We start from the raw sequence: 11,293 nt of genomic DNA on the forward strand, positions 1-11,293 counted from the left end.
GATTTGTGGTACATCCGTAGGTTTCGATTGCCACCTTCACAGTCATTTTATGCCAGCATTGTAGAAAGGGCTGTTAAAAAGGGTTTAGTTGAAGGTTGTGTTTGGCTATAAAGACAAAAGTAGCGCTATGTAGGATAATGTTGTCCGTAAGTATGTAAAGGACCAATTCATCATCTTCTTTCGGGTTCGTTCTTTTCTTATTTCTCTCGGGAGCGTTATCTTCTCTCTTTTGTCGAGCTTTGTGGCTTATTACTCATTTGTGGGCGAATTGTTAAGGTTTTTGGTACCAGAAAAAGGCTGATAGCCGTAGGTGTTTGGTAAAGCGGAAGAGTGGAGTTGAGAGGGCTATAAACCAGATAAACTGTGGGAAAGTGTTTGATGGTTAATGGAAAATGAGAGATGTGAAAAAGTTTGGCTAAATTAGGAAGGTGTTATTGTAAACGTCTTAACTTTGTTCTCACCGTTTACGATGTAATAAATGGTTATAACAATTTGTTTATTAGCCATGTTTACATTTTTCCCATTTTTGTTGAAAAACTCGTAGAGATAGAACGTAGCTTTTGAACCGCTGTTTAGCTCTGCATTTGTCCCGCTCCTTTCGTCGCCGTCAATATCCAGATCAACAGTCAACCCATTGTTTGGGATATAAACACCTCCATGAAAGTCCACGTAACTACTTGTGTCTGCCTCAATATAGATCTCAGTTCGACCTGGTTGATTATTTGGAGTTAGCTGGTCATCCAAGTAGTCGATATTGTCTGGCGGGTCAATTGTAATACTATATATCTCAACAGTAGTTGAATACTTATTAGTAACGGTGAAAATTACTCCTCCTTTTCTGTCTGGGTTAGGACTATCATCTCCATCCACAGCAACGGCATCGTTGTTGTAAACTAACCCGCCAACGCTTACTGTTTTCTGGATACTCGTGGTTAAACCACTGTCGTCTGTAACGTTTAAGGTGACTGTGTATGTGCCAGCCTGAGAGTATACATGCTGGACTGTTTGTCCTGAACCAATCGAACCATCACCGAAGTTCCAATTATAGCTAACAATGCTGCCGTCCGGATCATAACTTGCGGATGCATCGAAGGTAACAGTATCTCCCTCCTCTGGATAACTCGGAGAGTACGTGAAATTTGCTACAGGCGGCTGATTAGCACCACTAACCCCTTCAACAGTCAAGTTTATCACATCTGTACAGCTCGCAACCGTGCCTATAACGCTCACATCACCGTTTGCGATTGCGTTCAGGGTTATCTGAGCTATTCCCGATGGATCTGTTCTGCCATCATATTTACTTGCAGAAACGACGCTTGTGTTATCTATGGCAAAATACACCTGAGCATTGTAAACCGGGTCACTTCCATAAATTACCTTAAAATTTAGAGTTTTACTTGCCCCTTCTTGGGACACATTCCACGTTAAACTATCTCCTTCCATCCAGTATGCATTGAAAATACAACCACTCCCACCAGTAGGCGGCGAATTAACGTTTACGGAATAACTGAGGGAATCGGAGGGTATGCTGAAAGTGATGGTGTAGCTCCCGGAACTTTCAGCATTGAAGTAGTACCAAATCTCTCCTTTATTATCCGAGACCTTGCTGCCGTCAGAATTTGATGGAGTGTTTGGATTCACGTCTATGTTAACAACCTCGTTTCTAACCGGATTGTTAAATTCGTCTATAACTCTAACACCGAGGGGTACAGTTGTCCCCTCGTAAACAGTGTAACTGGACTCGGATAATGGCTGCAGTTCAGCCGGACTCATCTCAGAGACAATCTCGACCTCACCAGCACTTGTTGCCGTCGCCACGAAGTAATTTATCGAGAGTTCAACGTTGTTAACATTCAGGGTTATCCTCCTCCCATCTTGCGTAACGTTATCGCTTCCGTAAATGCTTGAGAGTGTTTCATTCCACCACGATGCGGTTCTCTCGTCGTAACAAACAAATTCTATTGTTCCGGAAAATCTCGTCGATCCCCCATAAGAGATGGGGTAGAAAACAAGATTGATGTTATCTGTCGTGGAAAAAGGATTGAATGTGGCGTTGATGAGATATAATGTGATTTTACTCCTGGTGAACGAACTTTGATCAGAATTGACGACAAGATAAGAATTCTCCATTTTGAGGACAGCGGAATGCTCAAAAACAAGCTCAGGAGAGGAGCTGTAGAGGTAGTTGGGTCTGTAAGTTATGGCGTAGGTCGTGAAATTTTTAGTGTAGGATGTGGAATCGGCAATGCCCGAAATGTTTACCCAAAGCTCCCTTTTCCCTACACTTCCGGCAGCCTTTGACGGAGAAATCAGAATGTAATATTCAGGATATTTTACGCCTGCATTGATAACAATTTTGGCAGGATTTCCAGTTGAAGCTGCCAAACTGACAACCTCACTCAACTCCGCAACTTCATAACTCACCTCATCCAAATGCTCAGCCTCAACAGCCTTGTTCCACTCAGGAACCCACTGGGACTGCATAATACCGATTAACCCCATAATTATTGCGAGCAGCAAAACGAATCCGATGAGTGGTGAGACTGCCTTGCTATCCATTCTGAAATAAGTACTGGCAGATCAATAAAAATTTATCTTTCGAAATTGTAAGATCATAATTCCTCATCATCCCGGCAAAACTCAGAAAGTATGCTGTAGAGTTCCACAACCCCACCAATGACAATGACTGCAGGAGCCTCAATATTTTCTCTTTCAGCAGTTTCTGCAAGCTCTCCAAGCTTGGTTATGAGAACTCTTTGCTCATCCGAAAAGCCCTTCTCTATGACCGCAACTGGTGTTTCAGAATCCTTGCCGTTTTCAATCAATTTTTCAGACATATCTGGTATTTTGCCCACACCCATCAGTACTACGATGGTGGCATTCAATTCTGCAAGGGCTTTCCAGTTCAACCTCTCTCTGCTCTCTCTCCCTGTTATAAAGACGAGAGCAGGATCATAGCGGCGATGGGTTACCGGGATTCCGACAGCTTCGGGGACTGCAATTGCTGAGCTGATTCCTGGAACGAACTCAAACGGGATGCCATGTTTAGCCAAATACTCCGCTTCCTCTCCACCCCTGCCAAAGACGCATGGGTCTCCACCCTTCAGCCTGACCACTATTTTTCCCTTCCATGCAAATTCAACGAGCATCTCGTTTATTTCCTCCTGACTCTTCCTGTGCCTTCCGCTCCTCTTTCCGACATTTATAACCTCTGCCTTGCTCTCTTTCAGCAAATCCGCAACCTCTCCGATCAGCTCGTCGTGCAGTATGACGTCCGCTTTTTTTATAAGTTCATAAGCCCTCAGCGTGAGCAGATCCTTTCTTCCTGGCCCTGCACCAACAATGTAGACCTTACCCACCATAGACTTCCTTCCTCAACTCTCTCCCGATTTCCGCAGCCTCCTCAACCGCACTCTCTCTTGAAAGCTCCTCTTCAACCCTGATGTACTTCTTGTCGAGAATCTCGCATGTCAGCCTCAATTTGTTTCCTGCTTGAGCGTAAACCCCCACTGGTACGGCACAGCCAACTCCCAGTTCTCTTATGACGGCCCTCTCAACCATCGCCTCAAGCCACGTCTTCTCGTCGTTTAAAAAGGAGACGAGTTCTTCCTCACCCTCTCTTGTGGCTACCGCGATTATTCCCTGATTTGCAGGTGGTACAATCAGAGAAGGTTCAAGCCTCTGGTACTCAACCTCCTTATCAAGCCCCAGCCTCTGCAATCCAGCCTCAGCAACAACTATGGCATCGTACATCCCATCTCTCAGCTTTCTTAGCCTCGTGTCCAGATTCCCCCTCAGATTTTCAAACCGCAGGTCGTCCCTTATTCTCTTCAGCTGTGCCCTCCTTCTAAGGCTTGACGTGCCGATGACTGCCCCGCTTTCGAGCTCCTCCAGCCTCTTTCCATCTTTGGAAACCAGCGCATCGCATGGCGAGTCTCTCTCTATTACAGCAGCGATCACAGTCCCCTCCACCCTCTGGCTCGGAACGTCCTTGAAGCTGTGAACCACAACATCAACTTTCCCCTCCGCAAGCTCGGTATCTAAGGCTCTGACAAAAGCCCCCATCCCCTTGAACTCGTAGAGGGGCTTGTCCTTCATTATGTCTCCGGCAGTCTTCACGATCTTTATTTCGACCTCATATCTTTCCTTCAGCCTCTCAACTACCTTCTTTGTCTGAGCCAGAGCGAGCTTGCTACCCCTTGTTCCCACAACAAGCTTCATATCGACGCACTCACAGCCTCAACAGTCTTTTCAACATCCTCCTCAGTGTGAGCAAAGCTCACGAAGCACGTTTCATACTGCGAGGGTGGAAGAAACACACCGTTTTCCAGCATTCTCCAGAAGAACTCCATGAACCTCTCCTTGTCAAGCTGGAGTGCTTCAGCATAATTTCTCGGAGTGGAGCCAAAGTAAATGCAGAACATCGACGCCAGACTTCCGACCTCACACTCGGCCTTCCGGTCCTCTATGACATCCCTTATTCCTTTAACGAGCTTCTCTGTCAGGGAGTTTACCCTCTCCACAACATTGTTCTCCTCCATGAACTTCACAGTTGAGTAGCCTGCAGTTAGGCTGAGCGGATTTCCGCTGAAGGTTCCTGCCTGATATACATCTCCAGAAGGTGCTACTCTCTCCATTATCTCCTTCCTGCCACCAAAAATACCTATTGGCAGTCCACTACCTGCAATTTTACCGAGAGTCGTCAAATCGGGCTTCACGCCGTAGTACTCCTGCGCTCCGCCCATTGAAACCCTGAAGCCTGTGATGACCTCATCGAAAATCAGCAAAACGTCGTTCTCTGCAGTAATCTTCCTGACCTCTTTCAGATAGTCTTTTTCAGGGATAATCAAAGAGGAGTTTCCCATAACTGGCTCAAGGATTAACGCGGCAACCTCGTTCTTATTTTTCTCCAGAACCTCTGCAAGAGCCTCAGTATCGTTGAAGGGAACCTGCAGGGTGTTCTTCACGAAGTCTGCAGGAACTCCTGCCGAGTTCGGAACGCCGTGTGTTGTGGCTCCGCTTCCGGCCTTCACCAAAACAGCATCATGCGCTCCGTGGAAGCTCCCCTCGACCTTGACGATCTTGTCCCTTCCCGTAAACCCTCTTGCAACTCTTAATGCCGCCATCGTTGCCTCACTGCCCGTGTTGACAAACCTCATCATCTCCATTGAGGGGAAGTGCTTCTGAATCAGCTTCGCATACTCAATTTCAAGCTCTATTGGAGTGCCGTAGAGCCAGCCCTTCTCAAGCTGCTCTTGAATTGCCATTTTAACAGCTTCATTAGCATGTCCGAGAATCAGGGGGCCGTAAGCCATGCAATAGTCAATGTAAACATTACCGTCTACATCATAAAGTTTACTTCCTTCTCCCTTTGCGGTGTAAAAGGGATGCGGCTTGAAAGCCCTGACAGGGCTGCTAACACCACCCGGAAACAGCTTCAAAGCGACGCTGTAAAGACTCCTTGACCTTTCAAGCTTCATGATTTCACCTTTTCCACCTTGCTTTAAATCTTTTCTCACCTTTTTCGGGAACATTCCTTTAAAATGGGACAAAACTTATATAGTGCGAACTCTCCCATATGTTATGAAAAAGATATTGCTCGACGAAGATGAGATTCCCAAAAAATGGTACAACATTCTGCCAGATTTGCCCGAACAACTCCCACCACCGCTCCACCCGGCAACTCAGGAGCCCGTGAAGCCTGAAGATCTGGAGCCAATTTTCCCGAAGGGTCTGATAGAGCAGGAGATGAGTGGAGAGAGGTGGATAAGGATTCCTGAGGAAGTGAGGGAGATCTACAGAATCTATCGCCCAACTCCGTTAATAAGGGCTGAGAGGCTCGAAAAAGCCTTGAAGACACCTGCGAGGATTTACTTCAAGTACGAAGGAGCAAGCCCTCCGGGCAGCCACAAGCCGAACACCGCTGTTGCGCAGGCGTACTACAATGCCAGAGAGGGAGTTGAAAGACTCACAACTGAGACAGGAGCAGGGCAGTGGGGTTCAGCACTTTGCTTTGCAACCAAGCTCTTCGAAATGGCATGCACGGTTTACATGGTGAGGGTTAGCTACATGCAGAAACCTTACAGGAGAGTGATGATGGAGACGTGGGGTGGAGAGGTTATCCCATCGCCAAGCGAGAGAACAGAGGTGGGCAGGAAGATTCTGGCTGAAAACCCCGACACTCCCGGCAGTCTGGGTATAGCCATCAGCGAAGCGATAGAGGATGCAGCCAAAAACGAGAACACAAAGTACAGCCTTGGAAGCGTCTTAAACCACGTTATGCTCCACCAGACCGTAATCGGGCTTGAAACGAAAGCACAGCTTGAAAAAGCAGGAGAGAAGCCAGACGTGCTTATTGGATGCGTTGGTGGTGGAAGTAACTTTGCCGGCCTCAGTTTTCCTTTCGTAAAAGAAGCAGAGAACGGAGACCTTGAAATCATAGCTGTAGAGCCTGCTGCATGCCCCACTCTGACTTCTGGAGAGTACAAGTACGACTACGGGGATGTTGCGGGGCTGACACCGCTTTTAAAAATGTACACGCTCGGCCACGAGTTCATCCCGCCACCGATCCATGCTGGTGGGCTGAGGTATCATGGAGACGCTCCAGCGCTCTGCATGCTGGTCAAGCACGGCATAATCAAGGCAAGAGCTGTGAAGCAGCTTCCCACCTTCGAAGCTGGGTTGCTTTTCGCAAGAACTGAAGGCATAATTCCTGCACCAGAAACAAACCACGCTATCAGGGCCGCAATAGATGAGGCGATAAAGGCGAGGGAGAATAATGAAGAGAAGGTCATCGTGTTCGGCTTCAGCGGACACGGCTTGCTTGACCTGCAGGCTTATGACGATTACCTGGCCGGAAAGCTTGTTGACACTTGATCAATTCACCCTGCTTTTAACTTTTTTAGCTCCTCAACGAATTCGTTGAAGTCCCTCGCAATTCCCTCCGCCTCACCGGCAGAATGCCAGATGCACCTCACTCTCTCAGGCTCTATTCCAACCTCCTTCAACGCATCTCTTAAAGCCTCAAATCTGTCCTTTGCCTTGTAGTTTCCATATTTGAAGTGGCACTCTCCCAGCCTGCATCCTGCTATAATGACTCCGTCAATTCCCTTGCTCAAAGCCCTCAAAACCCACTCAGGATCGACTCTTCCAGAGCAAAGCACCCTGACTATTCTTACGTTTGGCTCGTACTGGACTTTGGTTGTGCCAGCCAAATCTGCAGCGCCGTAACTGCAGTACCAGCAGGCGAAAACGAGAACTAAGGGGTCGGCATTCTTCTCCTCAGCAAGAGCGTCTATCATCGCCTTAATGCCCTCATCGCTGAAGAATCCCATGTCTATCGCGTCAGCAGGACAGGCAGCAACGCAGATTCCGCACATAGCGCATGCGTTGGGGTTTATCCTTGCCTTCTTTTCGACAGTTACAGCGTTGAACTCACACACCTTCTCGCATATTCTGCAGCCTATGCACTTTTCCTCATCCACGTATGCATTGTAGGGGTCAAACTCTGTTTCTCCGGTCAAAACAAGCTGTGCGGCTTTGGATGCTGCAAGACCTGCTGAAGCCACACTATCCTGAATGTCCTTCGGGCCACTTGCACAACCAGCGAGGAAAATTCCCTTGACGTTCGTCTCTGCAGGCCTCAGCTTTGGATGAGCTACCTCGAAAAATCCGTCCTCACCGATGCCTAAGCCAAGCTTCGTGGCGAGATCTCTGTTCCCCTCCATACCTATGGACAAAACCACGAGGTCAAACTCCTCCTCCCTGACTTCTCCTTCAAGCGTGCTCTCGTAGCTGACAATCAGATTTCCATTCTCGTTCTCGATTATCTCTCCAACCTTGCCCCTGATGAACCTGATTCCAGCTTCCTGAACTCTCCTGTAAAACTCCTCGTACATTCTGCCGAAAGCTCTGATGTCGATGTAGAAGATTGTAATTTCAGTATCGGGATACCTCTCCTTTATTGCGTAGGCGTTCTTCAGGCTCACCATGCAGCAAACCCTGCTGCAGTATTTGTTGGTCTTCTCATCCCTGCTGCCAACGCACTGAATGAAAGCTATCTTCTTAGGCACTATGCTGTCAGATGGTCTAAGCAGCCTCCCCATTGTTGGCCCGCTGGCAGAGAGCAGCCTTTCGAGCTCAATAGTTGTAATCACGTTCTTGAATCTTCCATAGCCGTACTCCGTCTTCCTTCTGGCATCAAAGATTTTATAGCCAGTGGCTACGATTATAGCTCCCACGTTTATTTCAAGCGTCTCTGGCTTCTGGTTGAAGTCAATGGCTTCTGGCCTGCAAGCTTTCTCACACAACCTGCATCCTATGCAGTACTCCCAGTCTATTGCAGCATAGAGGGGAGTTGACTGCGGGATTGGGATATAGATTGCTTTCCTGACACCTATGCCGTAATCGAACTCGTTTGGTATCTCAACCGGGCAGACGCTGCTACAGTCGTCAATACAGCCCTTGCACTTGCTTTCATCCACGTATCTGGGGTGCTTGATAACCTTGATTCTGAAATTACCAACGCTCCCGTTTATCTCGTCTATCTCGGCATTTGTGATTACCTCTATATTCTCATGATTCCAGACATCGCTCATTTTCGGAGCGAGAATACAGATAGAGCAGTCGTTGGTCGGAAAGACCTCGTTGAGGGTTGCCATGTGCCCTCCAATCGTGGGGTTCTTCTCTATGAGGTAAACTTTTATTCCAGAATCAGCCAGTGTTAGAGCGGCCTCTATTCCCGCCACCCCACCACCGATGACGGCAACGCTTTTCTCAATTTCAGCTTTCCTCCTCTCAAGCGGCCTGTTGGTCTTTGCCTTGGCTACTGCCATTCTGATTAAGTCCTTTGCCTTCGCCAGAGCGGCCTTCGGCTTGGTCTGGTGAACCCAGCTACACTGCTCCCTTATGTTGGCAATTTCGACAACGTAAGGATTCAGTCCGGATCTGACAGCAACCCTTCTGAAAGTTGCCTCGTGAAGTTTAGGACTGCACGCAGCCACTACAAAAGCGTCAAGCTGCTTTTCTTTTATCGCATTTGATATCTGCTCCTGTCCAGAATCGGAGCAGGCATAATCAATATCCTCAGCGTGAACAACGCCATCAATCGTCTTGGCATACTCAACAAGTTCTTTAACGTCAACAACTCTCGCTATGTTCAGACCGCAGTGACATACAAAAACTCCAATCCTCATTCCCTTGTCCCTTAATTTCTACGATTTTAAGTTTTGCTATCTTATCTTAGTCATACTCTCTCCAGGTCTTCCCGCACTTTGTGCACCTGAAGAACCTGACTTCGCTCTCATCAGCCGCTCTCAGCTGTCTGAGCCACCAGAAGGCCTCGTTGTGACCGCATGCCGGACAGATTGCCTTGGTCGTTGGCAAAGTCTTCAGGTTTTCACCCTCTATTACCGGCACGTCCTCCTTGTTTCTCTCAACTTTAATAACAAGCTCCTCGCTGTCGTCAGCTTCCTTCTCGAAGCCGCACTTCCTGCAAACGAGCTTATCTCCCTGGTATATCATCAGACTCTTACACTTCGGACAGAATTCCACGAAGAGTCACCTCCGCATCTTTTATCATCTTCTCATGGTCAAAGGCAAGCTTCGGAAGGTCATCGAGGCTGAAAAGCCCCACTTCCTTGGCATCGCTTCCTGCTTTAAGCTCTCCCCCCTTAGGAATGACTATAAAGCATACCGAAACGAAATGTCCTCTGGGATCCCTGTCAGGATCGGAGTAAACACCCACAAGGGAGTGTATCTTTCCCCTTAATCCCGTTTCCTCCTCAACCTCCCTAAGCACGGCATCCTCAACTCTCTCCCCGTACTCAACAATCCCTCCGGGGAGAGCGTAAAATCCCCTGTAGGGCTCGTTCAGCCTTTTTATCAGCACTATTTTCCCTTGATACGGGATAATGGCATCAACGGTTAGAGTGATGCATTTCATGGAGTGAAGAGTTTCGCTCTCGTCATATATCTTTTAGCCTTCTCCACACTCCACCCAACCTCTCCCACACCTGAGAGTGTGTGCGAATCGCTTCCAATGCTGTAAGTAATCTTCCTGTCAGCACAGATAGAGAGGAACTCGTCCGGCGGGGATTTATGAGAGGAGTTAAGCTCGATAGCCACACCAAGCTCTTCCACCTCATCAAGCATCTTCTCATCAAGCCTCTCATTCCTGCCGTCAAAACCGAACAGCCTCGAAAAAGGATGGCCTATAACATCCACGTCGTATCTTTCGATACAACTTAAGACTCTTCTGTAATACTCCTCACCGTAAACGTATTCATGGACGGAGGCGATTACGAAATCAAACTCGAAGTCCGGCAGGACAATCTCCCCAGCAGCGTTTATGCTGCACTCTATTCCGCTGAATATCTTTATCCCGTAAAGGGAGGAAGCGTTTTCAATCTCAATTTCCCGCATCCTCGCCTTGCCTTCAGTCAGGCCAAAAGGGAGTTCGATGGAGTGGTCCACGATGGCGATGGCTTTGAGTCCTCTCTCCTTCGCCCTCCTTGCAATCTCCTCGACACTCGCCTGCCCGTCTGAATACTGAGAGTGGATGTGGAAGTCAACCATCTGGAGGTCAACCATTCTTTCTCCTCATGAACTCTATTACCGGAATCATAACTGTTTTGGAAAACTCAATCACGGCAGGACTCTCACTCACGATTGCAATCTGCGTTCCGTCAATGAATATTGACAACGTTTTCCTCCCGTCAAAGATGAAGAGGCCGTGGCAAAAGTTCCTGAAACTCCTCGCAACCTCCTCCTTCTTCTCGAACTCGTAAGTTTCTGCATTCTCTATGACGCTAGCATTTGAGGAAATTATGACCAATTTGCACCTCGCTTTTTTGAGGATTTCAGCCAGCGTGTCGGGGATATACGAAATCACGCCGATGATCTCATTCTTTGCCTCTTCAACAAACTCCATGAGCTTTTCGAGAACCATCTCCCCCCTGTAAACCCTGATGACGTCAACTTCTTCAGCCTCGACTTTTGGTAGCTCTCTCTTCAGATACTCCAGATTTCTGTTAACACCGCTGGAAAGCACCGCTATTATGTCTTTTGCACTCAGAGCCTTGAATTTCTTTGGTTTTCCAAACGACTCAACCAGACCCTTTGAAACCAGAGAATCCATGACGTCGTAAACTGAAGTTCTCGGTATCCCGCTGATTTCTGAAACCTCTTTGGCAGTCAAAGTACCCTTTGAGAGCAGAGCCACAAGGGCCTTTGCTTCGTAATCGCTGAGCCCAAAGCTCTTGAGAACTTCCAGCAGCTCCATTATGTTTTCAAC

10 protein-coding genes are annotated in these 11,293 nt (G+C 47.8%); 1 reads left to right on the top strand and 9 read right to left on the bottom strand.

Features of this window, described 5'->3' with window-relative positions; translation table 11 throughout:
• Positions 1–420: 420 nt before the first annotated feature.
• Genes H0Z19_RS08035 through hemL form a run of 4 tightly spaced genes read right to left on the bottom strand, consistent with a single transcriptional unit; the run spans position 421 to position 5,480 of the window.
• A complete protein-coding gene (locus H0Z19_RS08035) occupies positions 421–2,559 on the bottom strand; it encodes a PKD domain-containing protein (RefSeq protein WP_290725560.1) in 2,139 nt (712 codons plus the stop codon).
• A 53-nt stretch (positions 2,560–2,612) separates the two neighbouring features.
• Complete coding sequence (gene cobA, locus H0Z19_RS08040) at positions 2,613–3,362, bottom strand: uroporphyrinogen-III C-methyltransferase (RefSeq protein WP_290725562.1); 750 nt, start codon at positions 3,360–3,362, stop codon at positions 2,613–2,615.
• On the bottom strand, positions 3,352–4,221 hold the full coding sequence (gene hemC, locus H0Z19_RS08045; RefSeq protein ID WP_290725564.1) for a hydroxymethylbilane synthase: 870 nt from the start codon (positions 4,219–4,221) through the stop codon (positions 3,352–3,354). The genes cobA and hemC overlap by 11 nt, the downstream gene beginning before the upstream one ends.
• Positions 4,218–5,480 (bottom strand): glutamate-1-semialdehyde 2,1-aminomutase, encoded by a 1,263-nt coding sequence (gene hemL / locus H0Z19_RS08050; RefSeq protein ID WP_290725566.1) that lies wholly within the window; start codon positions 5,478–5,480, stop codon positions 4,218–4,220. Before hemL ends, hemC begins: the two co-directional genes overlap by 4 nt.
• Before the next feature lie 103 nt (positions 5,481–5,583).
• Here hemL and H0Z19_RS08055 point away from each other — a divergent pair, with 103 nt between their 5' ends.
• Entirely contained in the window at positions 5,584–6,876 is a 1,293-nt protein-coding gene (locus H0Z19_RS08055) for a TrpB-like pyridoxal phosphate-dependent enzyme (protein ID WP_290725567.1), read from the top strand.
• Positions 6,877–6,881: 5 nt separating this feature from the next.
• Here H0Z19_RS08055 and hdrA2 read toward each other — a convergent pair whose 3' ends face one another.
• The 5 genes from hdrA2 to H0Z19_RS08080 are packed head-to-tail and all read right to left on the bottom strand — an operon-like array spanning position 6,882 to position 11,281.
• Positions 6,882–9,194, bottom strand: coding sequence for a CoB-CoM heterodisulfide reductase HdrA2 (hdrA2, locus tag H0Z19_RS08060; protein ID WP_290725568.1), 2,313 nt, complete (start codon positions 9,192–9,194; stop codon positions 6,882–6,884).
• 46 nt (positions 9,195–9,240) lie between these two features.
• Positions 9,241–9,522 carry a transcription factor S gene (locus H0Z19_RS08065; RefSeq protein ID WP_365892582.1) on the bottom strand — a complete coding sequence of 94 codons (282 nt, stop codon included), beginning with the start codon at positions 9,520–9,522 and terminating at the stop codon, positions 9,241–9,243.
• A gap of 7 nt (positions 9,523–9,529) precedes the next feature.
• A complete protein-coding gene (locus tag H0Z19_RS08070; RefSeq protein ID WP_290725572.1) occupies positions 9,530–9,943 on the bottom strand; it encodes an NUDIX hydrolase in 414 nt (137 codons plus the stop codon).
• Positions 9,940–10,590 (bottom strand): PHP domain-containing protein, encoded by a 651-nt coding sequence (locus tag H0Z19_RS08075; protein ID WP_290725574.1) that lies wholly within the window; start codon positions 10,588–10,590, stop codon positions 9,940–9,942. The genes H0Z19_RS08070 and H0Z19_RS08075 overlap by 4 nt, the downstream gene beginning before the upstream one ends.
• Entirely contained in the window at positions 10,583–11,281 is a 699-nt protein-coding gene (locus tag H0Z19_RS08080) for a TrmB family transcriptional regulator (RefSeq protein WP_290725576.1), read from the bottom strand. Before H0Z19_RS08080 ends, H0Z19_RS08075 begins: the two co-directional genes overlap by 8 nt.
• Positions 11,282–11,293: the final 12 nt, after the last annotated feature.

This window comes from Archaeoglobus sp., from assembly GCF_017656475.1.
Classification (GTDB): domain Archaea; phylum Halobacteriota; class Archaeoglobi; order Archaeoglobales; family Archaeoglobaceae; genus Archaeoglobus.

What these genes read in the sequence shown, in the direction of transcription:
- H0Z19_RS08035 (WP_290725560.1), bottom strand. Translation starts at nt 2,559, where the DNA reads ATGGATAGCAAGGCAGTCTCACCACTCATCGGATTCGTTTTGCTGCTC.
- cobA (WP_290725562.1), bottom strand. Translation starts at nt 3,362, where the DNA reads ATGGTGGGTAAGGTCTACATTGTTGGTGCAGGGCCAGGAAGAAAGGAT.
- hemC (WP_290725564.1), bottom strand. Translation starts at nt 4,221, where the DNA reads ATGAAGCTTGTTGTGGGAACAAGGGGTAGCAAGCTCGCTCTGGCTCAG.
- hemL (WP_290725566.1), bottom strand. Translation starts at nt 5,480, where the DNA reads ATGAAGCTTGAAAGGTCAAGGAGTCTTTACAGCGTCGCTTTGAAGCTG.
- H0Z19_RS08055 (WP_290725567.1), top strand. Translation starts at nt 5,584, where the DNA reads ATGAAAAAGATATTGCTCGACGAAGATGAGATTCCCAAAAAATGGTAC.
- hdrA2 (WP_290725568.1), bottom strand. Translation starts at nt 9,194, where the DNA reads ATGAGGATTGGAGTTTTTGTATGTCACTGCGGTCTGAACATAGCGAGA.
- H0Z19_RS08065 (WP_365892582.1), bottom strand. Translation starts at nt 9,522, where the DNA reads ATGATATACCAGGGAGATAAGCTCGTTTGCAGGAAGTGCGGCTTCGAG.
- H0Z19_RS08070 (WP_290725572.1), bottom strand. Translation starts at nt 9,943, where the DNA reads ATGAAATGCATCACTCTAACCGTTGATGCCATTATCCCGTATCAAGGG.
- H0Z19_RS08075 (WP_290725574.1), bottom strand. Translation starts at nt 10,590, where the DNA reads ATGGTTGACCTCCAGATGGTTGACTTCCACATCCACTCTCAGTATTCA.
- H0Z19_RS08080 (WP_290725576.1), bottom strand. Translation starts at nt 11,281, where the DNA reads ATGGAGCTGCTGGAAGTTCTCAAGAGCTTTGGGCTCAGCGATTACGAA.